Source organism: Streptomyces sp. NPDC031426, from assembly GCF_055581585.1.
In genome coordinates this window covers 219307-234716 of record NZ_JBVIJE010000008.1, presented here as the reverse complement: position 1 = coordinate 234716, position 15410 = coordinate 219307, and the positions used below count along the sequence as shown (strand labels likewise).

The following is a 15410-nucleotide window of genomic DNA, read 5'->3' as shown; positions in this document are numbered from 1 at the left end:
TTTCCGGGCGAGGGTCCGTCAGGCCGGAGGGCCCTGTCGCTCCTCGGCCGCGAGGTCGGGTACGGGGGCATATTCCGGCGACGCGGCGTTGAAGGTGCGGAAGACACGCTGGACGTCCCGCTCGCTCATCCCGTCGTGGCGCAACTGGGCGATCATGGAGCGCAGGTTGGGTTTGCTCGAGGGTCCGAAACAGCCGTAGCAGCCGCGTCCGTAGGCGGGGCAGATGGCACCGCACCCCGCATGCGTGACCGGGCCCAGACAGGGGGTGCCGTGGGCGACGGTGATGCAGGTGGTGCCGCGCCTCTTGCACTCGAAGCAGACGCTGTGGTTGGAGATCTGGGGCCTGCGGCCGGCCAGGTAGGCGGTGATGACCTCGAGGAGCTGGCGTCGGTCGATGGGGCATCCGCGCAGCTCGAAGTCGACCGGCACGTGGGCCGAGATCGGTGTCGAGGTCTCCAGGGTGGCGATGTACTCCGGCCGGGCGTATACGGCGGCGAGGAAGTCGTCGACGTCGGCGAAGTTGCGCAGTGCCTGGATGCCGCCCGCGGTGGCGCAGGCCCCGATGGTCACCAGGTACCGGGAGATGCGGCGGACGTGCTGGATCCGCTCGGCGTCCTCGGCGGTGGTGATCGACCCTTCGACCAGGGAGAGGTCGTACGGCCCCCGGCCCTCCAGCCGCGCCCGGTCGCCGTCGGCGCCCTCGGCCGGTGTCATCTCCAGGAAGTGGTCGATCCGTAGGCGCTCGGTGAGGCCGAGGAGTTCGTCCTCGCAGTCCAGCAGGGTCAGCTGGCAACCGTCGCAGGAGGCGAACTTCCACACGGCGAGCGTCGGCCGCGGGTCGCGGGCATGCCCAGGTTCGGTGGCCATGTCACAACTCCCTCACAAGGAGCAGGGGCGCCACGCGGTCGTAGCCGACGACCGGCCCGTCGCGGCACAGCAGGAGCGGACCGAGCTGGCAGTGGCCGCAGTGGCCGGTGGCGCAGTGCATGTTGCGTTCCAGGGACACCTGAATGCGGTGCGGGGCCAGGCCCCGGGCCACGAGGTCGCGCGCGGTGTGACGCATCATCACCTCAGGCCCGCACACCAACGCGCAGGTCCGTTCCGGGCGCAGTTCGAGGCTGTCCAGGAGCGTGGTGACCACGCCCACCGCGCCCTGCCAGCCCGGGGCGGGCCGGTCGACGGTCACCTCCACCCGGGCCCGACCGCGCCAGCTCTCGATCTCGTCGTGATAGACTAGATCGGCAGGGGTACGGGCGCCGACGAGGACCGCGAGCGGACCGTAGGCCGCCTGCCGGTCCAGGACGGCGTGGACGACCGGCCGCAACGGTGCCAGGCCGATGCCGCCGGCGACGATCAGTACGTCGTGGCCGACCGCCGCTTCGAGGTCCCAGCCGGTGCCGTACGGCCCACTGAGCCCGACGCTGTCGCCCGGGCGCAGTCGGCAGAGGGCGGCGGAGACCGGTCCCACCGCACGCACGGTGTGTACGAGCCCTCCGTGGCTGCCTTGCAGGGCACTGGCAGAGATGGGCACCTCACCGACCCCGAACGCATAGATCATCGCGAACTGCCCTGGTGCGAAAGGCGGGAGTTTCCGTCCGGCCGGGACCAGCTCGACCGACCGGGTGTCGGTGGTCTCGGCCCAGGTGTCGGCGACCCGGTACGGCAGCGGTGGCAGCACGGTGGTCATTCCTGCTCCGACTCCGTTGTCGGCCCGCGGGACTGTGTCCAGTCGTGGAGGGCGGCCGCTTCCTCGGTGATGTCGATGCCGACCGGGCACCACACGATGCAGCGTCCGCAGCCCACACAGCCGGACGACCCGAACTGGTCGTACCAGGTGCCGAGTTTGTGGGTCATCCACTGCCGGTAGCGGCTGCGCGAGGAGGCGCGGACCGGACCGCCGTGCAGCTGGGAGAAGTCCAGGTCGAAGCAGGAGTCCCACAGCCGCCACCGCTCCGCGTGGTCGCCGGTGAGGTCGGTGACGTCCTCGGTGGTGGTGCAGAAGCAGGTGGGGCACACCATGGTGCAGTTACCGCACGTCAGGCACCGCCCGGCGACGTCGTCCCAGCGGGGGGCGTCGAGGGTTCCGGCCATCAGCTCCCGCAGGTCTGCCTCGGGCATGGTCCGGCCCATGCGGTCCGCGGCGGCCGTGACGCCCGCGCGAGCCGTCTCCCGGGTTTTCGGGTCGGCCGGACGAGCGGGCAGTTCGGCCAGGATCTCCGCGCCTTCCTCGCTGCCGCTGCGCATCCAGAAGCGGTGCCCGTCCTCGTCGACCACTTCGGTCATCACCAGGTCGTAGCCGGGACCAGCGGCGGGCCCGGTGCCCATCGAGACGCAGAAGCACGTGGCGCCGGGCTCCGTGCACTCGACCACGATCAGCAGTGCCCCGGAACGCCGCCCCTCGTAGCCGGGATCGCGGTACGCCCCACCGGTCAGTACGCGGTCCTGGATGGCGATGGCCCTCAGATCGCAGGGGCGCACACCCAGGAAGGCGTACCGAGGCGGCGTGGCCTGGTCGGCCGTGATGATGAGATCGCCATCCACCTGGTCGGCGCTCCATTCCCGCACCCGTGCCGGGTGCAGGAAGGACTTCCACGACTGGGGACCCGCCGCGTTCGCGAAGGCCGCGCCGTCGGGCCGCTCCCGCAGCCGGTACCGCCCGGCTTCCAGCTCCACACCCCATCCGTACGGCAACTCGTCGGCCGACCGCAGCTCCGCCAGCACGATGGCGCCGTCCCGCGCGGTGGGCCCGACCACGGTGAAGCCGCGGCGGATCAGCACGTCCACGAGCGCGGCCATACCGTCCTTGCCCATGACGAGTCCGTCGGACGCGGGCAGCTGGGAGGCATGCACATCGGCGTCGGTGCTCATGACCGGCCTCCTTCGGCACAGCGGACGGCACGTGGAGCCCCGCCGTCCCCTCAGACCCACGATCGCAGCATTTCCGCTGTGGTGCCGTTCCGACAGAGCCACGTGGACACGTATGCGGGGTCCATTGGTCCCGTTGACCGGAGCCGACAGTGGTGGTGGCTGAGAGAAACTACGGGCAGGTGATCCGGAGCGGCGACGATCTCTCGCGGAGATGGGCGGGCTCAGGCTCTACCTGGTCCAGCCGGAGACCAGGTGGTCTCCTGCGAGCGCGACGATCAGGCCCGCGCCTACCGACAGCGCCAGCAGGGACCAGCGGCGGGCGCGTCGCGGGGCTGCGATCCCGTGACGTGCGGGACGGCGGCGCTGGTCGGCGCCGATGAGGCGCGGCAGGCGCCACAGGTAGGCGAGGACGTGCACGGCCATCCGGCGGCCCAGCGACGGCGAACAGGACCAGCAGCACCGCACCAGTCGTGACGGCGGCGGTCCGTTCCGACCACGCCTCTCAGCGAAGGCGGCGAGTGCGACCGAATGCGTTCAGCGGTCGGCCCTGGAACAGGGACGAACGTCCCCTGGCGTGCACTCGTGGTGCGGCGATGTCATGAAGAAGGACCGACCCGAGAGTCATCGCACCCAACACTCAGGTATGCCATGAATGACCGACCCTCCCTCACGGCACGACTGCGTCGCTCGATCGTGGCGGGTGTCTCGCCGCGGCTCGAACCCGTCCTGCTGGCCGTGACCGCAGCGGCCCTGATCGCTGGTGGCATCGCCTGGCTCATGGACGCCGGTGACTTGGCCGGCCTCTTCTGGGAGCTGGGCACTCTCTTCGCCCTCGTTCCCGCGGTGGGATGGGTGCTGGCCGCGCTGCGGCAGGGCCGCACAGGTGTGGACCTCATCGCCGTACTCGCGCTCGGCGGCACTCTGGCCGTGCACGAGTACCTGGCCGGTGCCCTGATCGCACTCATGCTGGCAACTGGCCGCACACTGGAGGCCGCAGCCCAGCGACGCGCCTCGCACGACCTGCGTACCTTGCTGGAACACGCACCACGCTCCGCACGCCGCCGCACTCGCCGCGGGGTGACCACGGTGCCGCTGGCGGAGGTCGCCGCCGGTGACCTGCTCGTCGTCGGCCCCGGTGAGGTGGTTCCCGTCGACGGCCGTGTGGAGAGCGCCGCCGCGGTCCTCGACGAGTCGGTGCTCACCGGTGAGCCCCTGCAGGTCGAGCGGGCAGGCGGGGAAACCGTGCGCAGCGGCGTGGTCAACGCCGGAGGCGCCTTCGAGATGCGGGCCACGGCCACCGAGCAGGGCAGCACATACGCCGGGATCGTGCGACTGGCCCAGCAGGCCGGCGCCGGGTCCGCGCCGGTCGTGCGGCTGGCGGACCGGTACGCGGCCTGGTTCCTGCCGCTGTCCCTGGCGGGGGCGGGACTGGCGTGGCTGATCAGCGGCTCGGCCGTACGAGCGGTCGCCGTACTGGTGGTCGCCACCCCGTGCCCGCTGCTGCTGGCGGCACCGGTCGCCATCGTCTCCGGTCTCTCCCGTGCTTCCCGCATCGGCGTCGTCATCCGCGACGGCGGCGCCTTGGAGAACCTGGGCCGCGCCCGCACCCTCCTGCTCGACAAGACCGGCACCCTCACCCGAGGCCGGCCACGCGTTGTCGACGTCACCGCCGCCCCCGGCGTCAAACCCACGGAAGTCCTGCGCCTGGCGGCCTCCCTCGACCAGTACTCGCCCCACGTACTGGCCCAGGCCATCGTCGACGCCGCCCGGGATCGCAAGCTGGAGCTGTCGATCCCCTCCGACGTCACCGAGGAACCGGGCCGGGGCGCCACCGGCACCGCCGATGGGCACCGGCTCGCCATCGGCCGTATCGCCGCCGGCGAGGACCGGCCGACCTGGGCCCGTGCGGTCGACAAGCGCGCCCTCCTCGACGGCGCGGCCGTCGCCTGGCTGACCCTCGACGGACACCTGGCCGGCGCGATCCTGCTGCGCGACCCGCTGCGCCCCGACGCACCGCGCACCCTGCGCCACCTGCGGGCGGCGGGCTTCACGCGGCTGCTGATGCTCACCGGCGACCGTGCCGCACCCGCCCGCGAAGTCGCCACCATCCTCGGTCTGGACGACGTACGTGCCGAACTGTCCCCCGCCGAGAAGGTCGCCGCCGTACGGTCCGAAGGCGAGCACGCGGTCACGGTGATGGTGGGCGACGGTGTCAACGACGCGCCCGCCCTGGCCGCCGCCGACATCGGCGTCGCCATGGGCGCACGCGGCTCCACCGCGTCCTCCGAAGCGGCCGACATCATCCTGACCACCGATCGCGTCGACCGCCTCGCCGACGCCGTCGCCATCGCCCAACGCGCGCGGCGCATCGCCGTCCAGAGCGCCCTCGGCGGCATGCTGATGTCCCTGGCGGCGATGGCCGCGGCCGCTGTCGGCCTGCTCCCGCCCGCCGCCGGCGCGCTGCTCCAGGAGGGCATCGACGTCGCCGTCATCCTCAACGCCCTGCGCGCCCTGCGCACCGACCGCACCGCACGGCCGGCCCTCGCCCCCGCCGCCGAGGCCCTCATCCACCGTTTCGCGGCCGAACACGAAGGGCTCCAGGACGTCCTCGAATCCGTCCGCGACACCGCCGACCGACTCTCCGACTCCCCTGACCCCCAGGCCCTGGAAGCCGTCGAGGAGACCCACCGGCTGCTCATGGAACGGCTCCTCCCGCACGAGTACGCCGAGGAGCACGAGCTGTACCCGGCCCTCGCGCCGACGCTCGGCGGACCCGAGGCCACCGCCACCATGAGCCGTGCCCACACCGAAATAGAACGTCTCTCCCGCCGCATCGCCACCCACCTGCAACTTGCTCACGCAAGCGGGGGCCTCTCCCCCGAGCAGCTCGACGACCTGCGCTCGTGTCTCTACGGCCTGAACACGGTCCTGCGCCTGCACTTCACCCAGGAGGAGGAGAACTACTTCTCCCTCGCTCCCTGAAGGACGGCATCATCAGCCACCTCGTTCCGCGCCGGCGGGCGAGAAGGATGACGCGGATCTGAGCCGTCCGGCCGCGGACGGGGGCCCTTCGACCCAGTGCGTGCGGGGCGGTCCGGGGCGGATCGTCGAAGCAGGCCGAAGGAAGGAGGGTCGGCATGCCCTGGGCGACCATCCTTAAGGATCCCGCGCCGCGCACCGCCCCCAACCTGCGCGACTACGACAAGGAGTGCGCGAACTTCTCGTGGCAGGCGGCACGCGGCGGGCTGCAGGGGCTGCCCGGTGGGCGGGGACTGAACATCGCGCACGAGGCCGTGGACCGGCACGCGGCGTCGGAGCGGGCCACAGCGGTCGCGCTGCGCTGCGTGGGACGGGACGACTCCGTCACCTCGGTGACCTACGGGGAGCTGGCCCGCGAGACGGCACGGTTCGCCAACGTGCTCCGCGGCCTCGGGATCGGGTACGGCGACCGGGTGGTGACGCTGCTGGGGCGCTGTCCCGAGCTGTACACCGTGGTCCTCGGCACGCTGAAGAACACCAGTGTCCTGTGCCCGCTGTTCTCCGCCTTCGGACCGGACCCGGTGTTCCAGCGGATGACGCTGGGCGACGCACAGGTGCTGGTCACCACGGCGGACCTGTACCGCAGGAAGGTCGCCCGGCAGCGCGCCCGGCTCGCCGCCCTGCGCCACGTACTGATCGTCGGCGACGGGGCGGACGACCTGCCCGGCACCCTGTCCCTCACCGCGCTGATGGCCGACGCGGCCGACACCTTCACGATCCCGCCGACCTGCCCCCACGACATGGCCCTGCTGCACTTCACGAGCGGCACGACCGGCATCCCCAAGGGCGCGGTGCACGTGCACGAGGCGGCCGTCGCCCACTACATGACCGCGCTGTACGCCCTCGACCTCCACGAGGACGACGTGTTCTGGTGCACCGCCGACCCGGGCTGGGTCACCGGCATGTCCTACGGGATCGTCGCCCCTCTCATGCACGGCGTGACCGTCGTGGTGGACGAGGGCGACTACGACGCCCGCCGCTGGTACCGGATCCTCGCCGAGCAGCGGGTGAGCGTCTGGTACACGGCACCGACAGCTCTGCGCATGCTGATGCGCACGACGCCGAGGACGGGGCCGTACGACCTGCCCCGCTCCTTCGACCTGAGTGCGCTGCGGTTCATCGCGTCGGTCGGCGAACCGCTCAATCCGGAGGCGGTGGTGTGGGGTCGGGACGTGCTCGGCCTGCCGGTGCACGACAACTGGTGGCAGACCGAGACCGGCGCCATCATGATCGCCAACTTCGCCGCCTGCGACATCCGCCCCGGCTCGATGGGGCGCCCACTGCCCGGTGTGCAGGCGGCGGTACTGCGGCGCGGCGAGGACGGCCGGGCCGAGGTCGCCGACGGGCACGTCACCGTACTGGAAGAGCCGGGCGTTGAGGGCGAGCTGGCGCTCCGGCCCGGCTGGCCGTCCATGTTCCGCGGCTACCTGCACGACGAGCCACGCAGTGCGGCGGCCTTCGCGGACGGCTGGTACCTCACCGGTGACCTGGTACGGCGCGACGCCGACGGCTGGTACTGGTTCGTCGGGCGCGCCGACGACGTCATCAAGTCGGCAGGACACCTCATCGGGCCGTTCGAGGTCGAGAGCGCTCTGATGGAGCATCCGGCGGTCGCCGAGTCCGGGGTGATCGGGCGGCCGGACCCCGTGGCAGGGAACATCGTGAAGGCGTTCGTCACGCTGCGGCCGGGCTTCGACGCGAGCAGCGCGACCCGGCGGGATCTGCTGGCCTTCGCCAGGCGCCGGCTGGGCCCGGCCGTGGCGCCCCGCGAGATCGCCTTCGACCAGCACCTGCCGCACACCCGCAGCGGCAAGGTCATGCGCCGCCTGCTGCGGGCACGGGAACTCGGGCTGCCCGAGGGCGACATCTCCACCCTTGAGGACTCCGCTTCGGAGGCCGCCTCCACGGCGAGGACGGAGCAGCCCGCATGACCACCACACGCAGCCCCCGCGCACCACGGCCCGCCGCCCGGCCGAACCGTCAGGCCGCACATCGTCTGGCCCTGCTGGAGTCGATGCTGCGCGTCCGCCGGTTCGAGGAACGCTGCGTGGAGCTGTACAGCGCGGCGCGCATCCGGGGATTCATGCACCTCTACATCGGTGAGGAAGCCGTGGCCGTCGGCGTCAACGAGGCGCTCACGGACGACGACGCGGTCGTGTCGACGTACCGCGAACACGGGCACGCACTCGCCCGCGGCGTCCCGGCCGAGGCGATCATGGCCGAGATGTTCGGCAAGGTCACCGGATGCAGCCGCGGCCGTGGCGGCTCGATGCACCTCTTCGACGCCGGCCGCCGCTTCTACGGCGGCAACGCGATCGTCGGCGGCGGGCTCCCCCTCGCGGCCGGCCTCGCCCTCGCCGACCGCATGACCGGACAGGGCCGCGTCACCTGCTGCTTCTTCGGCGACGGCGCCTTCGCCGAGGGTGAGTTCCACGAGACCGCCAACCTCGCCGCGCTCTGGCAACTGCCCCTGCTGCTGGTCTGCGAGAACAATCTGTACGCCATGGGCACCGCGCTGGCCCGCCACCAGGCCCAGACCGACCTCGCGCTGCGCGCGGCCGCGTACGGCATGGTCTCCTGGGCCGTCGACGGCATGGACGTCTTCGCCGTCGAGGACGCCGCCCGGCGGGCCGCCGAAGGGGTGCGTGCCGGAACCGGACCGCACTTCCTGGAGATGCGCACGTACCGCTTCCGCGCCCACTCCATGTACGACTCCGACCGCTACCGCGACAAGGCCGAGATCGAGCACTGGAAGGAACGCGACCCGGTAGAGGGGCTCGCCCGGCGGCTGTGGGATGCGAAGGAGCTTTCCGACGAGGCCCGCACCATCTTGGAGGACCGTCTGGCCGCCGAGATCGACGCGGCCGTGGAAGCGGCCGAACAGGCTCCGGAAGAGCCCGTCGAGGATCTGCTGAAGTACGTCACCAGCCCGGTGGAGGTGACCCGGCCATGACCACGACGCACACGCGTGTCGCCGAAGCCGCCGCGCCTTCCGACCGGAAGACGACGTATCGGGAGGCCATGCGCGAGGCCATGCGCGAGGCGTTGCGCAGCGACGAGCGGGTGTTCTTGATGGGCGAGGACGTCGGCCGGTACGGCGGCTGTTTCGGCGTCAGCCTCGGCCTGCTGGAGGAGTTCGGCCCCGAACGGATCCGCGACGCCCCGCTGTCCGAGTCGGCGTTCGTCGGTGCGGGCATCGGTGCCGCCCTCGCGGGCATGCGGCCGATCGTCGAGATCATGACGGTCAACTTCAGCCTGCTGGCCCTGGATCAGATCCTCAACAACGCGGCGACCCTGCTGCACATGTCGGGCGGCCAACTGCCCGTACCGATCGTGATCCGGATGACCACGGGCGCGGGACGACAGCTCGCGGCCCAGCACTCGCACAGCCTGGAGGGCTGGTACGCGCACATCCCCGGCCTGCGGGTCCTCGCCCCGGCGACTCTCACCGACGCCCGGTACATGCTGGCTCCCGCGCTCGCCGACCCCGACCCGGTGCTGATCTTCGAGCACGGCAGCCTGTACAACGTCTCGGGCGACCTGCCCGCCCACGCCGGTCCGGTCGACATCGACCACGCGGCCGTCCGTCGGCCCGGCACGGACGTCTCGCTGATCACGTACGGCGGCTCCCTGCCCAAGGCATTGGCCGCCGCCGACGACCTCGCGAGCGGCGGCATCAGCGCCGAGGTCATCGATCTGCGCACGCTGCGCCCCCTGGACGACGCCACCGTCGGCGACTCGGTCGCGCGCACGCACCGTGCCGTCGTCGTCGACGAGGGCTGGCGCACCGGCAGCCTCGCCGCGGAGATCTCGGCACGCCTCACGGAACAGCACTTCTACGACCTCGACGCCCCCGTCGAGCGGGTGTGCAGCGCCGAAGTGCCCATGCCCTACGCACGCAGGCTGGAGCAGGCCGCGCTGCCTCAGGTCGGCGGAATCGTCGCAGCCGCGCACCGCGCCGTGGGCGAACCGGTGCCGACCGGAGCCAACGGGGCGGAACGGCAACCGGGGACCGGAAGGTCGGGCTGAGATGACCGCGTTCACCATGCCCTCGCTCGGCGCGGACATGGACGAGGGGCTGCTGCAGGAGTGGCTCGTGAGTCCCGGGGACCGGGTGCACAAGGGCGATGTCATGGCGGTCGTGGAGACCGACAAGGCGGCCATCGAGGTCGAGTGCTTCGAGTCCGGGACGGTGGGGCGGCTGCTCGTCGAGCCGGGGACCCGGGTACCGGTGGGAACACCGCTCGCGCTGATCGAGGACGAAGCCGTACCGGACGTGCGGGCGGGCGTCTCAGGCGGGCCGGTGACAGCCGGGGCAGAGCGGGTCCCGGCCAGGTCCGCCGAGCCGACCGGGGACGCCGTCTTGAACAAGGCGCCCACGCACGCGGCGGCCGACCAGGAACCGGCCGCACGGCACCAGCGTCCGGCGCCTCGGAAGAAGGCGGCCCGCAAGCCCGAGGCGGCTCCGGAGCCGGCACTCGCCGCATCCCGGAAGGAGACGACCGACGAACACCTACATGCGCCCCCGGAGCCGCCCGGTGGAGCCGACTCGGTGATCGGCGCCGGTCCGCTCGTACGGCACCTGGCCGTGCTGCGCGGTGTCGACCTGACGACACTGCACGGCACCGGCCGGGGCGGCCGGATCACACGTGCCGACGTGGAGCACGCCCAGCCGCCTCTCACCCCGAGGGTGCGGGCCACGCCGTACGCACGGCGCCTCGCCCAGGACCTCGGCGTCGACCTGGCGGCGGTGCGGGGCACCGGGGACGGCGGAGCCGTGCGGGCGGCGGACGTGCGTACGGCCATGCGCACCCTTGCCGGAGGAAACGGACCCGAGCGACCCGATCGAGGCCCGCTGATGGGCGACAAGCGTCCGGACGCCGCCGTACGAAGAGACAGCCGCCCGGAGGACCGTACGGACACCATGCGCCGTGCCATCGCCGACCTCATGAGCCGCTCCAAGCGGGAGATCCCGCACTACTACCTGTCCACCACCATCGACCTGACGGCCGCCGAGGACTGGCTCCGCCGGATCAACCGCGCTCGTACGCCCACCGACCGACTCGTACCGGCGGCCCTGCTGCTGAAAGCCGCCGCCGTCGCGGCACGCGAGGTGCCGGCGCTCAACGGTTACTGGCAGAACGGTGGATTCGTCCCCGCCGCCGAGATCAACCTGGGCATCGCGGTCTCGCTCCGGCAGGGTGGTCTGCTCGCCCCGGTGATCCACAACGCCGACACACTGCCGCCCGACGTCCTCATGACCCGTCTGAAGGAGTTGGTACAGCGTGCCCGCCGAGGACGGCTGCGCGGGAGCGAGACGGCCGGCGCCACCCTGACCGTCACCAGCCTGGGCGACCAGGGCGTGGAGGCCGTGTTCGGGGTGATCCACCCGCCCCAGGTCGCCCTGGTGGGCTTCGGCGCGGTCGTCGAGCGGCCCTGGGCCGCGGGCGGCATGCTCGGAGTGCGTCCGGTGGTGACCGCGACCCTGGCCGCCGACCACCGGGCCACGGACGGCGCCGTGGGGGCGCGCTATCTCATGTCGGTCGACCGACTTCTGCAGAGACCGGAGGAACTGTGAGTCAGATGAAGCCACTGAACAACGCGGAGGCCCTGTCACTGATCAAGGAGTCGATCACGCAGATCATCCCCGACGCCGATTTCACCCTGGTCGGACCGGACGACAAGTTCCGCGATGTGCTCGAACTGGATTCGCTCGATTTCCTCAGCCTGGTCGAGCTGCTGTCCGAGCGGGCAGGCGCCCGTATCGACGAAGAGGACTACCCGGACCTGACCACGCTGTCCGACGCGACGCGGTTCCTGGTCGAAAGGACCGGCCAGGGGTCATGACGACTCCCGCTGCAGCACGACTTTGAGGGCGCCTGTGCTGGTGCCGCGCGCGAACACCTCGTAGGCGTCTTCCATCCGGCCGAGGCCGAGCGTGTGGGTGACCAACGGGGAGACGGGCAGATGCCCGAACCTCAACAGCTCCAGCAGCCACGGCGTGGAGGACGTGTCGACCTGGCCGGTGCTGATCGTCACGTTCTTGCGCCAGAGGGACTCCAGATGCAGTGACACCGGTTTGCCGTGGGTGCCGATGTTGGCGATGTGCCCTCCCGTGCGGACGGCGCGCGTGCAGAGCACGAAACCGTCGGGGTCGCCGGACGCCTCGATGACCACGTCGGCGCCCGGACCCTCGGACAGCTCGGCGATCAGGGTCCCTGGCGATTCGGCGGCATCCGCCCCCACACGCTTGGCGTTCTCCAGCCGAGCGCCGGCCAGGTCGACGACGATGATCCTGCGGGGCGAGTAGAGCCGCGCAAGGACCACCGTGGCGAGACCGACGGGACCGGCGCCCACCACGACGACGGTGTCTCCCGGGCCGACGTGTCCGTTGCGGACCCCGACCTCGTAGGCGGTGGGGAGGAGCTCGGCGAGCAGTACGGCGTCGACGGGCGGAAGGTCGGGGGGCCGTCGGGTGGTGGAGTGGTCGGCGAACGGCACGCGGACCAGTTCGGCCTGGGTGCCGTTGATCAGACTGCCCAGGATCCATCCGCCACCCCCACGGCACTGTCCGTACCTGCCGTCACGGCACTCCGCGCAGTCACCGCAGGCCGAGACGGACGACACGATCACCTGATCGCCGGGGCGCAGGTGGTGGACCTGCTCACCGATGTCGACGACCTCGCCGACTGCCTCGTGGCCGAGCACCGTCCCCGGCTTCACCTCGGGGAAGTCGCCCCGCCGGATGTGCAGATCAGTGCCGCAGACGGTCGTTGCGTCGACCCGGACGATCGCGTCGGTCGCCTCCTCGATCACCGGATCGGGGACGGTGTCCCAGGAGGTGTGTGCCGGGCCGTGGTAGACGAGCGCTCGCACCGCTTTCACTCCCTCGCTCCCCCACCTCCACGGTCACCCCCGCACCGCACCCGGGCAACACGGCCACTCGCAACACCTCAGTCCGGCTCCATGTACGGGCGGCGGAAGACCGGTGCCTGACCGCTGCCCCACGGGCGTACGGCCGCCAGCGCCTGGGCCACCGCGGACTCCAGCGCGCCACTGGTGTCGACCGGGACGGCCTCGGGCCACGGCGGCTCCTTGGCAGCCATGGCGTTGGCGATGTCGAGACCGGCGTCGGAGATGCCCGGGGCGCGCGTGCTCAGGCGAGCCGCCGACAGTTCGCCCGGCACCTGGCAGTGGAGGGCCACCAGGTCGGCGCTGGTTCGGTCGGCCAGGCGCAGAGCTGCCTCGCGCTGTGCGGCGTCGGACCAGGTGGCGTCGAGGACCACCGATTCACCGGAGGAAAGCAGTGCGGCCGCGCGGTCGAGCAGTGCGGCGTAGGTTCTGGCCGTCCATTCGGGCGTGTACAGCCCTTCGCCGTAGCCCGCCGCGGCGGACTGCTCCGCCGGGATGCCCGCCAGCTCCTTGCGCATGCGGTCACTGCTGAGCAGGGTGACCCCCAGCCGGTCGGCCAGGGCTCCGGAGAGGGTGGACTTCCCGCTGCCCGGCAGTCCGCCGACGAGAGTGAGGCCGACGGCGGAGGTGCGCAGGTGGTGCAGTGCCATGGAGGCGAGCCGCCGCGCCGCGGCTTCGGCGGCGGGCGCGCCCTGTCGGGCCTGGATCACCGAGACCTTGGCCCGGACGAAGGCGCGGTAGGCGACGTAGTGGTGCCACAGGGACGGGGGCGCGGGATCCCCGGAGTATTCGCCGTACCGGGCGAGGAAGTACGCCGCGGCCTCCCGAGCCCCGAGCTGTTCCAGGTCCATGGCGAGGAAGGCGGCGTCGTCGAGGCCGTCGACGTAGCGGAGTCGGTCGTCGAACTCCAGGCAGTCCAGGACCCGGGGGCCGTCGTCGAGGCAGAAGACGTCCTCGGCGAGCAGGTCGCCATGGCCGTCGACCACCCGCCCCTGCTCGATGCGGGCGTCGAACAGCCGCTTGCGACCTGCGAGATAGCGGCGCACCAGCCCCTCGGTCTCCGTCAGGCAGTCGGGTACGGCGCCGTCCGCGGCCAGGGTCCGGACCTGCGCGAAGCTCGCCTCCCATCGTGCCGACAGCGCGTCCCGCGTGCCCTGCTCGTCCACGTCGCGGCCACGGGGTGCGTGCGCATGCCATGCCGCCAGTTGCCGGGCGACGGTGCGAAGGACGTCGTCCACAACAGCCCCCGCCCGTACGAGGTGGGAGAGGCGGCGCTCCTCCGGCATGCGACGCATCACCACGATTGGTTCAGGTGACTCCCCGTCGGGACTGCGGAACTCACCGAGTCCCACGTAGACGTCGGGGGCGAACCGGCGATTGAGGGCTATTTCGCGCTCGCAGGCGGCTCGGCGGGCCGCGACCGTGGTGTAGTCCAGGAACCCCAGATCGACCGGCTTCTTGAGCTTGTAGGCTCGGTCGCCGACGAAGAACAGCGTCGCGGTGTGGGTCTCGCACACCGCAGCGCGCGACGGCGGCTCCCCGTCGTGCGGAGCACTCGACCGCAGAGCGGACACGTCAGCACGCGGCTCGTGGAGACCGGGCTCAGTCATGAGGAACCACGGCGACCGGGCAGCGTCCATGATGGACGGCGGCCTGCGCCACCGGACCGAGGTGGGGCGCCAGACCGGTACGGTGCCGGCGTCGGCCGACGACCAGCAGTGAGGCGCCCTCCGCGGCTCGTACGACGGCCTTGGCGGGGCTTTCGAGACGGATGCTGTCGGCCACGTCCACCCGCGGGTACTTCTCCCGCCACGGCTGCAGCGCTCTGCTCACCTGCTCCTGCGCGTCCCGGGTCGTCTCCTCACTGAAGCCGTGGTCCACTCCCCAGGGCGTACGTGCGCGGAGCGGCACGCTGCGGCCGTGGACGGCGAGGACGGGAACGTCCCTGGCCGCAGCGGTATGAAAGGCGAAATCGAGTAGGTCGTCCGGCGATCCGTGCAGTTTCAGGGCCACAACGACACGGCTCGCCGCCGTGGCCGGTCTCCCCTCGTCCAGAGGTTCGGCGCGCACCAGCACCACGGGCCGCTCGGCCCGTGCCACGACGGGCATGCTGACGTCGCCGAGGAAGTAGCTCTCGACGGACTCGAGTCCTCGGGAGCCCAGGACGACCATCTCCGACTCGGAGGCCGCTTGGAGCAGGGCGTGCTGGGCATCGTCGGCGACCAGGCTCTTGTCGATGGCCAGGCCCGGGTGGCGGTTCCGGAGTTCCGCCTGTGCTGTGTTGACGAGACGCTTCGCCCAGTAGTTCTGATCGACTTCCGCGGGGAGGCGAGCCGGTTCCGGGGCAAGCATCGGCCACGCGTGCAGCAGCCGGAGAGCGAGCTTTCGCCTCCCGGCCTCGTCGGCGGCCCACCGGGCGGCGGCCAGACTCTCGGGCGAGCCGTCGAGGCCCACGGTGACGACTGGTTGCATGGCGGCGGTCTCCGTCTCGTAAGAAGCTGGAGGGGACGGCGAACGAGTCCGGTCGCGTGGACGGTCCGGACATCGCCTGCATACCGGGAGCGGCGAGTTTCTCCCCTTCGAGGATCTCC

The 15410-nt window shown here is 71.7% G+C and carries 13 protein-coding genes; 6 read left to right on the top strand and 7 right to left on the bottom strand.

Going from position 1 to position 15410, the window contains the following annotated elements:
* Positions 1-18: 18 nt before the first annotated feature.
* From ACZ5NH_RS18835 to ACZ5NH_RS18820, 4 genes are all read right to left on the bottom strand, one after another.
* The gene (locus ACZ5NH_RS18835) at positions 19-867 is read right to left on the bottom strand and encodes an NADH-quinone oxidoreductase subunit B family protein (RefSeq protein WP_468776594.1); all 849 of its coding nucleotides are present in this window, start codon (positions 865-867) and stop codon (positions 19-21) included.
* A 1-nt stretch (position 868) separates the two neighbouring features.
* Positions 869-1687, bottom strand: a complete 819-nt coding sequence (locus ACZ5NH_RS18830; RefSeq protein ID WP_468776592.1) for an FAD/NAD(P)-binding protein — start codon at positions 1685-1687, stop codon at positions 869-871.
* The gene (locus tag ACZ5NH_RS18825; protein WP_468776590.1) at positions 1684-2868 is read right to left on the bottom strand and encodes a 4Fe-4S dicluster domain-containing protein; all 1185 of its coding nucleotides are present in this window, start codon (positions 2866-2868) and stop codon (positions 1684-1686) included. The genes ACZ5NH_RS18830 and ACZ5NH_RS18825 overlap by 4 nt, the downstream gene beginning before the upstream one ends.
* A gap of 228 nt (positions 2869-3096) precedes the next feature.
* Entirely contained in the window at positions 3097-3291 is a 195-nt protein-coding gene (locus ACZ5NH_RS18820) for a hypothetical protein (protein WP_468776589.1), read from the bottom strand.
* 225 nt (positions 3292-3516) lie between these two features.
* Between ACZ5NH_RS18820 and ACZ5NH_RS18815 the strand changes: the two genes are divergently transcribed.
* From ACZ5NH_RS18815 to ACZ5NH_RS18790, 6 genes are all read left to right on the top strand, one after another.
* A complete protein-coding gene (locus tag ACZ5NH_RS18815) occupies positions 3517-5850 on the top strand; it encodes a heavy metal translocating P-type ATPase (protein WP_468776587.1) in 2334 nt (777 codons plus the stop codon).
* A 155-nt stretch (positions 5851-6005) separates the two neighbouring features.
* Positions 6006-7838, top strand: a complete 1833-nt coding sequence (acsA, locus tag ACZ5NH_RS18810; protein ID WP_468776584.1) for an acetate--CoA ligase — start codon at positions 6006-6008, stop codon at positions 7836-7838.
* On the top strand, positions 7835-8860 hold the full coding sequence (pdhA, locus tag ACZ5NH_RS18805; RefSeq protein ID WP_468776582.1) for a pyruvate dehydrogenase (acetyl-transferring) E1 component subunit alpha: 1026 nt from the start codon (positions 7835-7837) through the stop codon (positions 8858-8860). Before acsA ends, pdhA begins: the two co-directional genes overlap by 4 nt.
* A complete protein-coding gene (locus tag ACZ5NH_RS18800; RefSeq protein WP_468776580.1) occupies positions 8857-9936 on the top strand; it encodes an alpha-ketoacid dehydrogenase subunit beta in 1080 nt (359 codons plus the stop codon). The genes pdhA and ACZ5NH_RS18800 overlap by 4 nt, the downstream gene beginning before the upstream one ends.
* Before the next feature lies 1 nt (position 9937).
* Positions 9938-11485 (top strand): dihydrolipoamide acetyltransferase family protein, encoded by a 1548-nt coding sequence (locus ACZ5NH_RS18795; RefSeq protein WP_468776578.1) that lies wholly within the window; start codon positions 9938-9940, stop codon positions 11483-11485.
* Positions 11486-11490: 5 nt separating this feature from the next.
* On the top strand, positions 11491-11754 hold the full coding sequence (locus ACZ5NH_RS18790; RefSeq protein ID WP_468776576.1) for an acyl carrier protein: 264 nt from the start codon (positions 11491-11493) through the stop codon (positions 11752-11754).
* On the opposite strand, the gene ACZ5NH_RS18785 is transcribed toward ACZ5NH_RS18790, so the two are convergent.
* The 3 genes from ACZ5NH_RS18785 to ACZ5NH_RS18775 form a co-directional block, all read right to left on the bottom strand.
* On the bottom strand, positions 11749-12783 hold the full coding sequence (locus tag ACZ5NH_RS18785; protein ID WP_468776574.1) for an alcohol dehydrogenase catalytic domain-containing protein: 1035 nt from the start codon (positions 12781-12783) through the stop codon (positions 11749-11751). The genes ACZ5NH_RS18790 and ACZ5NH_RS18785 overlap by 6 nt on opposite strands.
* 77 nt (positions 12784-12860) lie before the next feature.
* On the bottom strand, positions 12861-14429 hold the full coding sequence (locus tag ACZ5NH_RS18780; protein ID WP_468776572.1) for a bifunctional aminoglycoside phosphotransferase/ATP-binding protein: 1569 nt from the start codon (positions 14427-14429) through the stop codon (positions 12861-12863).
* Complete coding sequence (locus tag ACZ5NH_RS18775; protein ID WP_468776570.1) at positions 14422-15291, bottom strand: universal stress protein; 870 nt, start codon at positions 15289-15291, stop codon at positions 14422-14424. Before ACZ5NH_RS18775 ends, ACZ5NH_RS18780 begins: the two co-directional genes overlap by 8 nt.
* Positions 15292-15410 lie beyond the last annotated feature (119 nt).